15 protein-coding genes are annotated in these 15188 nt (G+C 70.3%); 5 read left to right on the forward strand and 10 right to left on the reverse strand.

Annotated elements, in window-relative coordinates; all coding sequences use genetic code 11:
- Positions 1-35 precede the first annotated feature (35 nt).
- Positions 36-773 carry a hypothetical protein gene (locus tag N798_RS12915; RefSeq protein WP_035949049.1) on the reverse strand — a complete coding sequence of 246 codons (738 nt, stop codon included), beginning with the start codon at positions 771-773 and terminating at the stop codon, positions 36-38.
- Positions 774-898: 125 nt separating this feature from the next.
- Entirely contained in the window at positions 899-1501 is a 603-nt protein-coding gene (locus tag N798_RS17485; RefSeq protein ID WP_052117326.1) for a DUF6318 family protein, read from the reverse strand.
- Positions 1502-1756: 255 nt separating this feature from the next.
- On the opposite strand from N798_RS17485, the gene N798_RS12925 reads away from it, so the two are divergent.
- On the forward strand, positions 1757-2668 hold the full coding sequence (locus N798_RS12925; RefSeq protein WP_035949050.1) for a phenylalanine 4-monooxygenase: 912 nt from the start codon (positions 1757-1759) through the stop codon (positions 2666-2668).
- An 81-nt stretch (positions 2669-2749) separates the two neighbouring features.
- On the opposite strand, the gene N798_RS12930 is transcribed toward N798_RS12925, so the two are convergent.
- From N798_RS12930 to N798_RS12940, 3 genes are all read right to left on the reverse strand, one after another.
- Positions 2750-3286, reverse strand: a complete 537-nt coding sequence (locus tag N798_RS12930; protein ID WP_052117328.1) for an AMIN-like domain-containing (lipo)protein — start codon at positions 3284-3286, stop codon at positions 2750-2752.
- Between the two features lie 240 nt (positions 3287-3526).
- A complete protein-coding gene (locus tag N798_RS12935; RefSeq protein WP_035949051.1) occupies positions 3527-5182 on the reverse strand; it encodes a solute symporter family protein in 1656 nt (551 codons plus the stop codon).
- Positions 5183-5185: 3 nt separating this feature from the next.
- A complete protein-coding gene (locus N798_RS12940) occupies positions 5186-5527 on the reverse strand; it encodes a DUF485 domain-containing protein (RefSeq protein WP_035949052.1) in 342 nt (113 codons plus the stop codon).
- A 266-nt stretch (positions 5528-5793) separates the two neighbouring features.
- Here N798_RS12940 and N798_RS12945 point away from each other — a divergent pair, with 266 nt between their 5' ends.
- The gene (locus tag N798_RS12945; RefSeq protein WP_229708378.1) at positions 5794-6306 is read left to right on the forward strand and encodes a GNAT family N-acetyltransferase; all 513 of its coding nucleotides are present in this window, start codon (positions 5794-5796) and stop codon (positions 6304-6306) included.
- On the opposite strand, the gene N798_RS12950 is transcribed toward N798_RS12945, so the two are convergent.
- Complete coding sequence (locus N798_RS12950) at positions 6299-6823, reverse strand: TetR/AcrR family transcriptional regulator (protein WP_198030752.1); 525 nt, start codon at positions 6821-6823, stop codon at positions 6299-6301. The two genes, N798_RS12945 and N798_RS12950, sit on opposite strands and share 8 nt — an antisense overlap.
- Complete coding sequence (locus tag N798_RS12955; RefSeq protein ID WP_035949054.1) at positions 6820-7281, reverse strand: SRPBCC domain-containing protein; 462 nt, start codon at positions 7279-7281, stop codon at positions 6820-6822. The genes N798_RS12950 and N798_RS12955 overlap by 4 nt, the downstream gene beginning before the upstream one ends.
- 130 nt (positions 7282-7411) lie before the next feature.
- Between N798_RS12955 and tdh the strand changes: the two genes are divergently transcribed.
- Positions 7412-8452 carry an L-threonine 3-dehydrogenase gene (gene tdh / locus N798_RS12960; RefSeq protein WP_035949250.1) on the forward strand — a complete coding sequence of 347 codons (1041 nt, stop codon included), beginning with the start codon at positions 7412-7414 and terminating at the stop codon, positions 8450-8452.
- 13 nt (positions 8453-8465) lie between these two features.
- Here the strand turns inward: tdh and N798_RS12965 are convergent, their stop codons facing one another.
- From N798_RS12965 to N798_RS12975, 3 genes are all read right to left on the reverse strand, one after another.
- Positions 8466-9806 (reverse strand): TolB family protein, encoded by a 1341-nt coding sequence (locus N798_RS12965; RefSeq protein ID WP_035949056.1) that lies wholly within the window; start codon positions 9804-9806, stop codon positions 8466-8468.
- Positions 9803-10318: a SigE family RNA polymerase sigma factor gene (locus tag N798_RS12970; RefSeq protein WP_035949057.1), complete on the reverse strand. Its 516-nt coding sequence runs from the start codon at positions 10316-10318 to the stop codon at positions 9803-9805. Before N798_RS12970 ends, N798_RS12965 begins: the two co-directional genes overlap by 4 nt.
- Positions 10319-10646: 328 nt before the next feature.
- Positions 10647-11081, reverse strand: coding sequence for a DUF732 domain-containing protein (locus tag N798_RS12975; protein WP_156971736.1), 435 nt, complete (start codon positions 11079-11081; stop codon positions 10647-10649).
- Positions 11082-11185: 104 nt separating this feature from the next.
- On the opposite strand from N798_RS12975, the gene N798_RS12980 reads away from it, so the two are divergent.
- Both N798_RS12980 and N798_RS12985 read left to right on the forward strand, forming a co-directional pair.
- The gene (locus N798_RS12980; RefSeq protein WP_035949060.1) at positions 11186-12379 is read left to right on the forward strand and encodes a glycine C-acetyltransferase; all 1194 of its coding nucleotides are present in this window, start codon (positions 11186-11188) and stop codon (positions 12377-12379) included.
- A 150-nt stretch (positions 12380-12529) separates the two neighbouring features.
- Positions 12530-15178 carry a hypothetical protein gene (locus N798_RS12985; RefSeq protein WP_035949061.1) on the forward strand — a complete coding sequence of 883 codons (2649 nt, stop codon included), beginning with the start codon at positions 12530-12532 and terminating at the stop codon, positions 15176-15178.
- Positions 15179-15188: the final 10 nt, after the last annotated feature.

Consider the following 15188-nt stretch of genomic DNA (forward strand, 5'->3'; position numbering starts at 1 on the left):
CCGCGGGCCGCTGTCGGCGCGGCACCGGCTGAAGGTCACTGGTAGAGACGGGCCTTCGCCTCGCGGACGGTGAGGGTCACGGGCGTGCCCTGCACCGTGACGGTGTCGGGGATGGTGACCCATGACCCGCCCTCGAGCCGGAACCGCCCGCCGTAGGACGTGTCGACGCGGGTGTCCACCTGGCCCGCCCTGCGGTAGGTCCACCGGATGTCGCCCGTCGGGTGCGGACCGCCGAGGGACTGGGTCGGCTCGCTGGTCGACCCGTCGCCGTAGACGTAGGTGAGCGACTGGAGCACCGGCTGGATCTCGAGCCGGTAGCCGAGCAGGGCGCTCGTGTCGATCTCCTCGGGCGCGACCCCGGCCGCGGGCCAGCTCGCCTCGAAGAAGGTCGGCAGGTTGACGAGCGTGACGTTCCCCACGGGCTGGAGCGAGACGCTGCCCTTGGCGAAGTCGATGTCGCGGAACGCCTGTCGGATCATCGCGAGCGTCGGCAGGTTGCTGCCCGGCAGCTCCTGCGGGAAGCAGGTGAGGCCCCACTCGGTCCAGATGCCGCGCTCGTCGTTGATCGGGACGCCCCTCTCGTCGACGAGCCGGCGGAGCACGACGGCCTGGAACTGGCCGTTCGTGCACGCGGCCGCCGCCGTGGCGCAGCCTGTGCCGGTGGCGTCGCCGGCAGCGCAGTTGATGCGCGTGCGGTACTCCCAGCGCGGCCCCGGCTTCCCGACCGCAGCAGCCGCCTCCGCCTTCGCCGTCCGGATGTCCGTGAGTGTCAACTGGACACGTGCCTCGCCTCCGCCGTGGTCATCGTTGATCGAACCAGTGGGAGGTGGTGGGGGAGGTGCATCTGCAAGGGCCGTCGGCGCCATGAAGGTCGCGGAGCCGGTGATGAGAACTGCGATCAGGTGTTCTCGATATCGAACATCTGCCATTCCCCACTCACCCACCTCAACGCCGCAGCCTTCTTCTGAGTGCTGGCCCTTGTCTTGTAGGTCGTCGCCTTGTCGTTCAGGTATTGCGTCTGGGCACGTTCTGCGGACGTGAAGTTGATGATGACGCGATCAGCAGTGACCGCTGTTGCCAGTGCCTCGTCTCGAAGGTCCAAGGGAGGCTGCTTGAGCGACCATCCGCCCTCGGCGTACTCGCTGATCGACTGCTGAACCCGCTTGCACGCGATGCAGCCCTCATCCGCGAAGACCATGAGGTTCGGGGCGTTGGGTGGATCGAGGAAGCCGGAATTGCTCTGATCGAAGAAGAAGTTGAGGAAGGCGATGGCGCCGGCTTCGGTGCGGGCCTTGGCCGCGGCGGGAACGTTCGCCGCTGCCGTCGCCGAACTCGACGGTGAGGCGCTTGCTGACGGCGTTGGCGAGCTCGAGGTGGCCGACGCGGATGCTGTCGGCGTCGGGCTCGAGCTCTGCGTCGGCTCGTCCTCGTCACCGCACGCGGTGAGGCCCAAGGCGATGACGGCGAGCGTCGCGGCAGCGCGCTGCCAGGAAGTGTTCACGGCGATTCCCCCACCACGTCGGTGTCACTGAATGGACTCGAGTCTAGGGAAAACGGCCGGACCCGCGACCGGAGCCGTCCACAGGGGTGGGAGGACGGCATACGCAATCTCGTCCGAGACTGTGCAAAGTGCACCGCATGAGAGGCCGCAGACTGGACCGAACGTGCACTCTGTGCCCAGCGTGTCCCGCAACGGTTCCGCTCTGCCCAGCATTCTGCTTCCCTGTGGTCAACACGCACCACAAGGAGGTGGGCCATGTTCGAAGAAGGCCAGCTGTACTCGCCCGTGACCCGGCACGAGGACGGGACCGTCGAGGTCCACCTGAGCGACAACCACCCCGGTCGCAACGACCCGGCCTACATGGCCCGACGTGGCGAGATCGCCGGCGCCGCGCTGTCCTGGACGCGCGGCGAGCCGATCCCGGTCATCGACTACACCGAGGCCGAGCACGAGATCTGGCGCACCGTGAGCGCCGAGCTCGCACCGAAGCACGAGAAGTACGCGCACAGCGAGTACCTCGCGGCCAAGCACGCCCTGCGGCTGCCGACCGATCACGTGCCGCAGCTCCACGAGGTGAGCGAGCGGCTCGAGCCGATCACCGGCTGGACCTACATCGCCGCCCCCGGGCTCGTGCCGCTGCGCGACTTCTACGGCGACCTCGGGAGCCGGACGTTCAACTCGACGCAGTACCTGCGGCACGGCAGCGAGCCGCTCTACACGCCCGAGCCGGACATCATCCACGAGGTCATCGGGCACGGGAACCAGCTCGCCTCGCCGCGGTTCGCGCGGATCACCGAGGCCGCCGGCCAGGCGTCGCTGCGTGTCGAGACCGACGAGGCGATGAAGTTCGTCGCCGACGTCTTCTGGTTCTCGATGGAGTTCGGCGTCATGCGCGAGCACGGCGAGGTCAAGGCCTACGGTGCCGGGATCCTCAGCAGCTACGGCGAGATGGACGAGTTCGCGCACATGGAGCTGCGCGCCCTCGACCTCGCCGACATGGGCACCCTCAACTACGACATCACGCAGTACCAGCCGGTGCTCTTCTGCGCCGAGAGCCTCGACGAGCTCGAGGGTGTCGTGGGTGAGTTCTTCGAGACCGTCGACGACAACCTCGCTGCGAGGCTGCGGGCCGAGGCCGTCGAGCGCGGCCTCGTCGAGGCCACCTGATTCCAGCAGTCGAGAGTAGACAAAGTCCCGCCTCAGCAGGTGCTGGGCGGGACTTTGTCTACTCTCGACTGCTGGGGGGCGTCACCAGGCGTGGGCGACGTCGATGACGAGCCGGCTCGTGCCGGTCGCGGTGTCGTTGAGCGTGAAGACGCGGAACGGCAGCCGGGCGCGCACACCGAGGCCGACGGTGCTCTGGCCCTCGAAGAACCCCGCCCACTTCACCTGGCGGAACGTCGAGAACCCGGTGACGTTGGGCATGGCCGGCGGGGCTGAATAGCGCGTCGCGCGGTCGACGATCTGGAGCTTGGCCCCGCCGGCGAGCGGCACCGGGAAGCCCGATCCGTCCTGGACGACCTGCGAGACGTAGCGGACGTCGTAGCCCGAGGCCCGCCCGCGGTGGTCGATGACGAGCCGGTCGAAGCAGGCGTGACGGCCCGCGCGGATCCCGGTGAGCGCCGGCGACGTGCTCACCGACGACGACTTGGCCAGCGACCCCCACGTGATGCCGCAGTAGGGGGCGGCGGAGGCACTCGACGCGCCGACGGCGGCGGGTGCGGTGGCGGCGGCGAGGCCCAGGGCGAGGGCGGCGGCGCTGCGGCGGACGGTGGTGCGGTTCATGGTGTCCTCCTCGGTGTTGGTGCTACCGGGAAGACGCGTATGCCGTCCTCCTCGGTTGACATGGAGAGGAGGGCGGGGTGCCCCGCCAGATACACGGAGTTGGGGGCGAACGGCATACGAGAGAGGGGTGACGACTGCGGGTGGGAACGGTGCACGTCGCCCCACAACGGTTCCCGCCCGAAGTGCACGGAAGGCACTTCGGGCGGGAAAGGTGGGACTGGCGGGGTCAGGCGGCGGACCTTAGTGGTCGAGCGCCTTGGCGACCCCGTGGCCGGTGAGGGAGCGGACCTCCATCTCGGCGTACTTCTGTGCGTTGTACTCCGAGCTCGTCACGGTGCCGAGCCAGCCGAGGAAGAACGCCAGCGGGATGGTGACGAGCCCCGGGTTGTCGAGCGGGAACCACGAGAAGTCGATGTCGGGGTTGGTGATCATCGACGGGCTCACGGTGGTGCCGGGGAGCGGGGCCTTGCCCGAGACGACGGGGCTGAAGATGATGAGCCCGATGGTCGAGATGAGACCGCCGTAGATCGACCACAGCGCGCCGCGGGTGTTGAACCGCTTCCAGAAGAGCGAGTAGAGGATCGTCGGCAGGTTGGCCGAGGCCGCCACCGCGAAGGCCAGCGCCACGAGGAAGGCGATGTTCTGGCTCTTGGCGAACATGCCACCGAGGATGGCGATGATGCCGATCGCGACCGCGGAGATGCGGGCGACGCGGACCTCGTTGTCCGAGGTGGTGTCACCGCGCTTGATGACCTCCTTGTAGATGTCGTGCGCGAAGGTCGCACTCGCCGTGATCGTGAGGCCGGCGACGACCGCGAGGATCGTCGCGAACGCGATGCCGGAGACGATGCCGAGGAACGGACTGCCACCGAGCTCGAAGGCGAGCAGCGGCGCGGCGGCGTTGGCCTTGCCCGGCGCCTTGTTGATCTCCTCGGCGCCGACGAGGGCACCGGCGCCGTAGCCGACGACGAGGGTGAGCAGGTAGAAGCCGCCGATGAGCCAGATCGCCCACTCGACCGACTTGCGCGCCTGCTTGGACGTCGGGACGGTGTAGAAGCGCTGGAGCACGTGCGGCAGACCGGCGGTACCGAGGACGAGGGCGAGCGACAGCGAGATGAAGTCGATCTTCGTCGTCGTGCTGACGCCGTACTTCACGCCCGGCTCGAGGAGCTTCTCGCCGACCTTGGGGTTGTTCTGGATCGCGGCGTCGAAGAGGCCCGAGAGGTTGAAGCCGTACTTGCCGAGGACCCAGACGGTCATGATCGCCGTGGCCGCGATGAGGAGCACGGCCTTGATGATCTGGACCCAGGTCGTGCCGCGCATGCCGCCGATGAGGACGTAGGCGATCATGACGATGCCGACGACGGCGATGACGATGTTCTGCGCGCCCTCGCCCTCGACGCCGAGGAGCAGCGAGACGAGGCCACCGGCGCCGGCCATCTGGGCGAGCAGGTAGAAGAACGACACCGCGAGCACCGACGTCGCGGTCGCGATGCGGACCGGGCGCTGCTTGAGGCGGTAGGACAGGACGTCGGCCATCGTGAGGCGGCCGGTGTTGCGCATGAGCTCGGCGACGAGCAGGAGCGCGACGAGCCACGCGACGAGGAAGCCGATCGAGTAGAGGAAGCCGTCGTAGCCCTGGAGCGCGATGGCGCCGGCGATGCCGAGGAAGCTCGCCGCCGACAGGTAGTCACCCGCGATGGCGATGCCGTTCTGGCGACCCGAGAAGCCGCCGCTGGCGGTGTAGAACTCGCCCGCGCTCTTCTTGCCGCTGGCCAGCTTGACGATGACGACGAGGGTGACGAGGACGAACCCGGCGAAGATCGCGATGTTGAGCGCGGGGGAGCCGACCTTGGTCGCCTCGGCGGGCAGTCCCGCGGACAGGAACGAGGTCATGGCTCAGTGCTCCTTCACGCCGTCGAGACGCGCACCGATGGCGTCCGCCAGCGGGTCGAGCTCACGGTTGGCCCAGCGGGCGTAGATGAACGTGATCGCGAACGTCGTGACGAACTGGCCGAGCCCGAAGAGGAGGCCGATGGTGATGTTGCCGACGACCTTGGTGCCCATGAAGCCGGGAGCGAAGGTCGACAGGAGCACGTAGACGAAGTACCAGACGAGGAAGAAGCCCGTCATGGGGAAGACGAAGCCGCGGAACTTCCGCCGCAGCGCCTGGAACTCGTCGGTGGTCTGCATGGCGACGTAGGGGTCCTCGTCGCCTCTGATGCGAGCGTCGTTGCTCACCGGTGCACCTCCAGTGGTCGGTCCCGGGCGTGGCCGGGTTCGCCTCACACTGTCGGGGAGCCGGTATGCCGTCCGCGAGCCTCCCGTGCCCGCCTCTCGGCAGGCGGGTCCCCGGCCTCGGTCGGTGGCTGCGGCGCCGTCCACGGCGTGCGCCCAGCGGCGGGTGGGGCGCGCCGAGCGGTCGCGGCGCGGGTTCCCACGCTCCGCGCGGGACGGCATACGGGAGCGAGTCGGTGAGGCGCGCCCGCGTGGGGTTGGATGGGCGGGTGGAGACGCAGGGGCGGGAGCTGGTGCTGGATGAGGTGGCGTTCACCGACGCCCGGGTGCAGCGTCTGGTCGCGGAGGTGCAGGCCCACTACGTGGCGATCTATGGCGGGCCGGACGAGTCGCCGGTGGACCCGCTCCAGTTCAGTGCGCCACGAGGGCTGTTCGTCCTCGGGGTCGTCGGCGACGAGCCGGTGGCGATGGGCGGCTGGCGGTGGCGGCGTGAGCTCGACGACCGGTTCGAGGGTCACCGTGTGGCGGAGGTGAAGCGGATGTACGTCGCGACGTCGGCGCGTGGGCGCGGGTTCGCCCGGCGAGTGCTCGCCCGTCTCGAGTCGACCGCGGGCGCGGCCGGGGTGCAGCGGCTCGTCCTCGAGACCGGGACCATGCAGCCGGACGCGATCGCGCTCTACGAGTCGTCGGGCTACGAGCGGGTGGTGCCGTTCGGGCACTACGCGACCTCGCCCTACGTGCGGTGCTTCGGCAAGCGGGTGGGGCGCGCGGAGCTCAGCTGAAGTGGGCGACGAGCTCGCGCCACGTCGCCTCGGGCGCCGTGCCCGTGGGGAAGCGCCCGTCGAGCTCGAGGACGACCATGCCGTGGACCGCGGCCCAGAGGGCCTGGGCGCGGTGCGGGTCACCGGTCGCCTCGAAGAACGGGCTGCCCGACCACTCCTCGAGCCCGGGCGGCAGGGCCTCGCGGTCGAGGGTGCCGCTCGTCGCGAGGCGGTAGAGCTGCGGGTTCGCGGCCGCGACGTCGCGGTAGTGCCGGACGAGGGTGGCGACCGTCGACACGGGTCGCACCGCCTCGCCGAACTCCTTGAGGGCGAGGGCGATGAGCTGCGTCCGCAGCGCGTCCTTGCTCGCGAAGTGCTTGTAGAGCGAGGGCGCCGCGATGCCGAGCTCGTCGGCGAGGGTGCGCATCGTCAGCGTCTGCCAGCCCTCCCGTTCGAGGACCACCCGGGCCGCCGCGAGCACCTCGCGCGCCCTGGGGGTGAGCAGGCGCGTGGGGTCCAGCTCCGGCGGGCAGGTCACCGGCCGAGGGTAGCGCCGGCCTCGACCCGGTCCCTCAGCGCCGCGTTCATCGCATCGAAGTCGTCGCCGACCTCGATGGCGCGGCCGGCGAGCCGCACGAGCAGCCCGGAGAACCGCTCGGCCTGCGTGAGCCGGGTGCCCCGGGAGCCGTCGGGCAGGTCGGCCGGCTCGAGAACGAAGGAGTGCTCGCCGTCGAGCAGGCCCGGGACGAGGACGCGCCCGAGCCAGCGCAGCTCGCGCCCCGGCTCGGCGACGAGGACCCGCGGGCGGAAGGACATCGTGCGGCCCCCGGCGGAAGCGATCGTCACGGCGAGGCGCTCGCCGACGGAGAGGGTGCCACTCGCCTCTCGGACGAACGGGTTCCACTGCCCGTATGCCGGAAGGTCGGCGAGGACCTCCCAGACCTCCGCGGGGGTGGCGGCGATGTGGATCGAGCTGCTGATCTCGGAGGTGGACACAGGGCTCCTTGGTGTCGGGTGACGGTGGTCGGTGTTGCCGAGAGAGCCTGTCGGGGCTCCATGGGGCTAACGTTGTTAGCCATCGTAGGCTAACAATGTTAGCCGCGCAAGGGGCGGCATGATGGGCGCCGTGCGCGCCCTCGTGAAGACCAGTGCCGGTCCCGGACTCGAGCTCGTCGACGTCCCCGAGCCGGAGTGCGGGAACTCCGACGTCAAGATCCGCGTGCTGCGGGCCGGGCTCTGCGGCACCGACCTGCACCTCGAGCAGTGGGACGACTGGGCGGCGTCGGTCGTCGACGCCCCGATGACGATCGGGCACGAGTTCTACGGCGAGGTCGTGGAGGTCGGTTCGCTCGTCGACCACGTCGCCGTGGGCGACCGGGTCTCGGGCGAGGGCCACCTCATCTGCGGCAACTGCCGCAACTGCCGCGCCGGCCGCCGCCACCTCTGCATCAAGACGGTCGGGGTGGGCGTCAACCGCGACGGCGCCTTCGCCGACTACGTCGTCATCCCGGCGATGAACGCCTGGGTCCAGCCCGCCGACCTCGACCCCGACCTCGGTGCGATCTTCGACCCGCTCGGCAACGCGACCCACACGACGCTCCAGTGGCCGGTCGTCGGCGAGGACGTCGTCGTCACCGGAGCGGGACCGATCGGCGTCATGGCTGTGGCGATCAGCCGGCACGCGGGCGCGCGACGCATCGCGGTCACGGACCTGAGCGATCAGCGGCTCGAGCTGGCGCGTGGCGCGGGGGCGGACCTGTGCGTCAACGTCGCCCGCGGCGAGGACCTCGCCTGGGCCCAGCGCGAGCTCGGCATGCTCGAGGGCTTCGACATCGGGCTCGAGATGTCGGGTGCCCCGCGTGCGGTCGAGGACATGCTCGCCAACCTCAACCACGGCGCCCGCGTGGCGATGCTCGGGCTCCCCAAGGACCCGTACCCGATCGACTGGGGCCGGGTCATCACGCACATGATCACGATCCGCGGCATCTACGGCCGCGAGATGTTCGAGACCTGGTACCTCATGGGCTCGATGCTCGCCACGAGCCCCGAGCTGCGTCAGGCCGTCCAGTCGGTCATCACTCACCGCTTCCCGGCTGAGGAGTGGGCCAAGGGCTTCGATGTCGCGCGCTCCGGGGAGTGCGGCAAGGTCGTCCTCGACTGGAGCTGAGCCTCGTTCGCTCTCAGGACTGCCGTCCCCACACCTGAACCGCACTCCATGGGTGCCCGTACGTCCCCCCAACAGGGTCGAGGGTGGAGGGAGTGAGGACGCGCGCGGTGTGCGGGCTGTCCGCCTCCACGGTGATCACGGCGTCAACCACCCCACCGGGGTCGTTCGGGCCACCCCCGACGCCCCACGCCACGTACAGCAGCGCTGCGCCGTCGGGCGACCACGAAACGCTGAAGGGGTGCCAGATGCGCAGGTCGGTCCGCGGCGGTGCGATGACCGTCTCTGATCCGTCCGTCGCGCCCACGAGGACCACCTCGTGCAGCTCTCCGGGAGTGGGAAGCAGGCGCTGGTAGGCAATGCGGTCACCCCGCGGCGACCACACCGGTCCGATCCCGTGGTTGGCCTGGCCCGCATCGGCCACGAGGACCCGGTCGTTGCCGCCGTCGGCGTCGACGACCCGGATCTGCCGTGGTTCGCCTTCTCCACCTTCGTACGCGAGGGTTCGGCCGTCGGGTGACCAGGCGATCGCCGCGGCCCTGGCCGAGCCGAGCTGCTGGAGCTCGCCCGTCGACACCGAATACGTCGCGATGGGTGTCGACCGGGTGGGCGACGCCCTGTCCACGCCGATGTCTCCAGTGACCGTCAGCTCGTCGGTGCCCGGCCGCCACTCCATGTCGCTCGGGCGGAGGTCGGGCAGTCGACGGATCGCCCGCGTCAGGGTGTCGAGCACCCACACCTCGTCCTGGTCCCTGAGGGCGACCCATCGGCCATCCGGAGCCCACGTCGCGCACGGATGCGGGTCGAAGCCGGGACCCGTCCTGAATCCGTCGAGGGGGATCGTGGTCGGGCTCCCTGCCACTCCGTCCTGCGCGACCGGGACGAGCACGAGCCGCGCCGGGAGGCGTGGACGGTTGGCTGCCCCGAGAACCTGGCCGAAGATGAGCCGTGTTCCGTCCGGCGCCCATGACGGACACGCTTCGGTCGACGTGTCACTGGCGTTGACGGCGAGTCGCCGAGGTTCCGTGCCCGGTCGGACGAGGTAGATGTCGCCGCCACCTTCACTCACACTGAATGCCACCCAGCCGTCAGTGCTCGTCACCAGCCGCGGGAGGTCGGGGACGTCGGGCGCAGAGGGAAGCGCCTTCCCATCGCCGTCACCGAGGACCACGGTCGTGGCCAAGGCTGCGGCCACGGAGGCGGCAACGGCCGCGGCGACGGCGGCCAACCGCTTCCGGCGCAGCCGCCTGCGGCCGGCTGCCACGTAGGCAGTGGTGTCGAAGGCCACCGACGACGGGTGGTGGTCGACGGCTCCGTGGAGGCGAGCCATCCAGACGTCCTCGTCCGTGGTGCTCATGCGCGCTCCTCCGTTCGCGTCTCGTCCCGGTACTCGGGGGTCAGGGCTTGTTCGAGCTTGTGCAGCCCGGCGGCACACTGGCTCTTCACCGTGCCCTCGCTGATGCCGAGGTCAGCCGCGGTCTCCGCCACCGACAGCCCCCAGTAATGGCGCAGCACCACGACCCGGCGCTGACCGATCGGGAGGTTCTTGAGCGCCCGGAGCAGCGCCGTGTGGTCCGAGACCTCCGACTGGAAGGACGGCTCGTGGCCTTCCAGCGGTTCGCTCTCCCGCCGCCACGGCCGTCGGGTCTCGTCGATGTGGGAGGTCGCGATGATGCGTCGCGTGTACGCATCGAGCTGTCTCCTGTGGGCCAGGCGGGGCCACGCGAGGTACAGCTTGAGCAGGGCGTTCTGGACCAGGTCGTCGGCTTGGGCGACGCTGCCGCTCAACAGGTACGCCGTCCGCCACAGTGCCGGACGCGACACCGCGACGTACTCGGAGAACTCTGTGTCCCGCTGGCTGGTACCCATGGGCTCCTCCGTTCCTCTCAAGTGTCAAACGGAATCGAGCCGGAATGGGTTGGATCAGGGATCTCGAGCAACCGATGCGCCGCGGATCGATCGGCGGGTATCTGCCGGGCACGAGGCGTATCTCTTCCGTGCGGGGACCTCCGAACGCGGGGTCGATGTCGCAGGAGGGCGAGCGGCGGAGACCGCCTTCCAGAGTGCGTCCGTACTCACGGCCGACGGGGCCGTGGGACCTGCCACGGCAGCCTCGGCCCGTGAGCGGAGGCGGTCCGTGCCTTCCAGCAACCACGGCCACGCCCCTCTTTGCCTGACCTGCGTGGGCGAGTGCTGCTCAGCGCATGGAGGCCTGGGTCCAGGCGCCGGTCCGGCCGGTGCAGAAGTGGGTGACGGCGCCGGAGGCGAAGAGCTGCCGCTGCGTGGCGTCGAGCGTGAGGGTCGTGCCGAGGTCGGCGAGGATCGCCCTGGCGGTCGCCTCGTCGGGGCTGGCCTCGAAGGTGGTGCAGACCTTCCTGGCAGCGGCTGCGACCTCCGCGTCGCTCCTGTCGGCCAGTGGGGGGAGGGCCTTCTTGAACACCGAGGCCCACGTGTTGTCCGGGACGATCCCGCTGTTGCTGGGCTCCGGTGACGCGCTGGGTGACGTCCTGTCAGTGGACGTCGATGCGGGAGCGCTGCCGCTGTCGTCGGGCGACCCCGAGCCGCAGGCGGTCAGGGCGAGCGCCAGCGCGCATCCGGAGAGCAGGGTCGCGGGCGTGCGCAGTCTCGGCATGTCGACGACGCTAACCAGCGGACGTTCCGGGCGCGACTCGAGGAGGTGGGCGGACGGCATACGCTCGGGGTTGCCCGCCACAAGCGCAGAAGAAGAGGTATGCCGTGTACGGATCCGTGAAGGACGAGCTCGCCGCGACGTTGGCCGAGATCAAGGACGCGGGGCTGTGGAAGAGCGAGCGTGAGCTGACGACGCCGCAGAGCTCGCACGTCGGGACGAGCGGCGGTGAGGCGCTCAACTTCTGCGCGAACAACTACCTCGGGTTCGCCGACCACCCCGACGTCGTCGCGGCGTCGAAGGCCGCCCTCGACGAGTGGGGTTTCGGGATGGCGTCGGTGCGGTTCATCTGCGGGACGCAGACGCAGCACTCTCGTCTGGAGCAAGCACTGTCGGAGTTCTTCGGGACGGAGGCGACGATCCTCTACTCGTCGTGCTTCGACGCCAACGGCGGTGTCTTCGAGGTGCTCTTCGGCGCCGAGGACGCGATCATCAGCGACGAGCTCAACCACGCGTCGATCATCGACGGGATCCGACTGTCGAAGGCTGGTCGCTACCGCTACAAGAACGCGGACATGGCGGACCTGCGCGCGCAGCTCGAGGCAGCGGTCGCTGCGGGCGCGAAGCGCAAGGTCATCGTCACCGACGGCGTGTTCTCGATGGACGGGTTCTTCGCGCCGCTCGACGAGATCTGCGACCTCGCCGACGAGTTCGAGGCGATGGTGCTCGTCGACGACTCGCACGCAGTCGGCTTCGTCGGCGAGGGCGGGCGCGGGACACCGGAGAAGTTCGGCGTCATGGACCGGGTCGACATCATCACGGGGACGCTCGGCAAGGCGCTCGGCGGGGCGTCGGGTGGCTACGTCGCCGCGCACCAGGAAATCGTCGACCTGCTGCGGCAGCGCTCGCGCCCCTACCTCTTCTCGAACTCGGTGGCGCCGGGTGTCGTGGCCGGCTCGTTGAAGGCGCTGGAGCTCGTGGAGTCCTCGGCGTCGGCGCGGGATGCGTTGTCGGAGAACACTGTCCTCTTCCGTGCGTTGATGGAGGAGGCGGGATTCGAGCTGCTGCCGGGGTCGCACCCGATCACGCCGGTGATGTTCCCGGGCGAGGACGGTGCCCGGCTCGCCGGTGAGATCGCCGACCGGATGCTCGCGGACGGCGTCTACGTCATCCCGTTCTCGTTCCCCGTGGTGCCGCGCGGCAAGGCACGGATTCGGGTACAGCTGTCGGCGGCACACTCCGAGGAGGACGTGCGCCGGTGCGTCGACGCGTTCGTCGCGGCGCGGGACGCGGTGGCCTGACTTCTCCGATTCCGGCTCGGCGCGCCGTCGTGCGGGTGAATCATTGACAGGTGGCGCACATCAGGGGTGCGCCGGCCTTTCGGTACGGGGGTCGCCACCATGGCAGCTCGTCGAACAGCGTGGAGGACCCGGGCTCTGCGAGTCCCGGTCATGGTCGTGCTGCTGCTCGGTGGCATTGGGACGACGATCGGCGTGCCGGCTGCGTCGGCCGCCGTCGCGCCGGGGGAGTGCGCCACCGCGAAGGCGCTCGTCGAGCAGGGGCTGCCGCGGAGGGCTCAGGTCGTCCTCGCGGGCAACACGCCCACCGAGTGCGCCGACGAGCAGGCTTCGGCTGCGTCAGCCAAGCAGCTCGGAGAGGTCCTCGCAGCAACCGCCCGTGGCCACCTGGCCAAGTCACAGGCGCCGCCGGCCGGTGACGACGCACGCGAGCTGGCCGAGGCCGAGGCGGCTGCCACCAAGGCGCTGACCCACGACAAGGAGAACGAGGACGCGGCCGCCGTGCTGCGCGACGTGAAGGCCCAGGGGTCATGGACGGCTCGGCTCCGGGACGCGTGGGACCAGTTCTGGGAGGACCGGCTCGCGCCGTCGGTGGCCCTGCTGGCCACGCTCCTCGCCGTCTTCGCGGTGCAGCTCGTCCTTGCCCGGCTCGTCGCACTCGGCCGGGGCGACTGGACGGAGCCACGGGCCGAACCGAGGTTCTGGCGTTCCTTGGTGCGCGTGGGCGGGACCGCCGGGATGCTCGGCGGCGCCGTCATGGTCTCGGTCGGGCTGGCGGGCGTGAGCGCCTCGTCCTCCGACGCCTGGCTCGTCCCGACGGGGCGTGTCCTCGCGGTCGTCGCCGCGGGCGTCGCCCTCGTGGCGGGTGGTGCCTCGCGGTCGCGGCGCCTCATCGGACTGACGTCGGTCTCGGCCCTGATGGGCATGGCCATCGTCGGCGCGCTGGCCGTGGACGTCCTCTGGGACGTCCTCGACGGGAGCTCACCGTGGCGCACCCCGCTGTGGATCGTGCTGTCGCTGCTCACCGGAGCGGTCGGTGTCTGGCTCACGGCGTGGCTGCTCGCCACGCGGCTCCGGCTCGACGTCGTCGTCAAGGGCGAGGACGGCTCGCTGAGCACCACGGGTGTCGGCACGGTCGTCGCCCTGCTGAGCGAGCTGGGGGCGGAGCGCACCCGGGGCATCGAGGTGCCGCGCGGCGCCGATGTCACCGCGTTGGAAGGCGCGTTCTCGACCCTGCCGGACAACGTCGTGCTCCGGACCCTCAAGGGCCTGCTCGTGTCGCTCGGTGGTGTGACTCCGTGGACGGCGACGATCGAGGGCAGCGCGACCTCGCGGTCGGTGAGCATCCGCCGCAACGGGCAGGCCGTCGACTCGGCAGTCATCGACGTGGCCGCCCTCGTGCCGCAGGTCGCGGACGACACCACGTCCGACCCGGCCACGAAGACATCGACGGTCGAGACGCCGAAGGCCGCCACACCGGAAGGGGGCGCGAGAGCCGCCGAGCCGGACGCCTCGCTCCGTCTTGCCGCCGCCTTCATCCTCATGACCCTGTCCACCAAGCACCCGAAGATCCGTGAAGGTCTGGCCGGCGCCACGCGATGGGAGAGCGTCGGACTCCAGTACATCGCCAGCGCGGACCTCGCCAAGCCGTCGGACGTGGCGCAGCGTCGCGCGGTCCTCGCGTCCGCCCTCAACCGCGACCCCGGCAACCTGTCGGCCCAGCTCGCCTACCGCCACGCCCTCGACCGCGACTCGACGGACCGGAAGACGCTCGAGCGCTACCGCGACTGGCTGCACACGTTCGAGTCGGCCGAGGGGCTGACGCGGGGGCTGAGGCTTCGGGCGACCTACACCCGGGCCGTCATCGCCACGAACGCGGCGTTCGCGGGTGGCCGAGCCACGGGCGGGAGAGCCGCGATCGAGGAGGCCCTCGACGACTACCGCAAGATCGCCAACGACGTGGCTGCCGACGACCCAGAGGATCACCTCGTGGAGGAGCTCGAGGACCGGTTGCAGGGTCTGGACTACCTCGTAGGCCGGCGAGCCGAGAAGCCGACACCGAACAGCCCGACGGGCATGTACAACGTCGGCTGCGCGCTGGCCTCTCGCCGCGACCTCGAGATGCCAAGCGCACAGGCCGACGCAGGCAAGGCGGCCGACGACCCCGAAGCGGTCGTCTGGTTAACGCGAGCACGCGAGAACCCGCTCGACCGGTACTGGTACCTCACCGACCCTCAGCTCGCCGAGTTCAGGAAGCGGGCCTTCTTCCGCAACGCCTTCCTTCCGGCTCCCAACGACGACTTCTTCCGGGTGGCGGCCGTCGCGCCGGTTCGGGATCTTCTCCGGGCTGCGGGGATCGGACGCCCGCGGGCGCTCGCGGCGGCGCTCCCCTCCGTCGTGGCCTCCGCGGCGCAGGTGGACCGGGCCCGGGCGGCGGTCCTCATCCGGCTCGCAGAGGTGCACGAGAGCCTGTCGGACTACTCCGGGACGACGGTGCTCGCGCTCAACGAGGAGCCTGCACGGCCCCTGCGATCGTGGGCTGCGGAGCTGCTCGACAGGTTCGTCGCGCACGGCTGCACGTCGCTGACGGACCTCGGGGACCTCGGGGACCTCGGTGGGACCGACGCCAGGCGCGAGTTCGCGTTCCTCGTCGCCGACGACGTCCACGCATCCTCGCGGCCGGACGACGAGCTCCCGAGCGAGCAGCAGGGTGAACACTGGCCGAAGAACTACATGAAGTCGGCTGTCCTGAGCCGCGACCGGCTGCGGGCGGCACTCGTGGGCTGGCTCGGGACGCTGTGACAGCGAGGAC

Origin of the sequence: Knoellia flava TL1, from assembly GCF_000768675.1 — a bacterium.
In the GTDB taxonomy this organism is placed as follows: Bacteria; Actinomycetota; Actinomycetes; order Actinomycetales; family Dermatophilaceae; genus Knoellia; species Knoellia flava.

Coding starts and splice junctions, on each gene's coding strand:
- N798_RS12925 (WP_035949050.1), top strand. CDS start 1,757: ATGTTCGAAGAAGGCCAGCTGTACTCGCCCGTGACCCGGCACGAGGAC.
- N798_RS12930 (WP_052117328.1), bottom strand. CDS start 3,286: ATGAACCGCACCACCGTCCGCCGCAGCGCCGCCGCCCTCGCCCTGGGC.
- N798_RS12935 (WP_035949051.1), bottom strand. CDS start 5,182: ATGACCTCGTTCCTGTCCGCGGGACTGCCCGCCGAGGCGACCAAGGTC.
- N798_RS12965 (WP_035949056.1), bottom strand. CDS start 9,806: ATGAGCACCACGGACGAGGACGTCTGGATGGCTCGCCTCCACGGAGCC.
- N798_RS12970 (WP_035949057.1), bottom strand. CDS start 10,318: ATGGGTACCAGCCAGCGGGACACAGAGTTCTCCGAGTACGTCGCGGTG.
- N798_RS12975 (WP_156971736.1), bottom strand. CDS start 11,081: ATGCCGAGACTGCGCACGCCCGCGACCCTGCTCTCCGGATGCGCGCTG.
- N798_RS12985 (WP_035949061.1), top strand. CDS start 12,530: ATGGTCGTGCTGCTGCTCGGTGGCATTGGGACGACGATCGGCGTGCCG.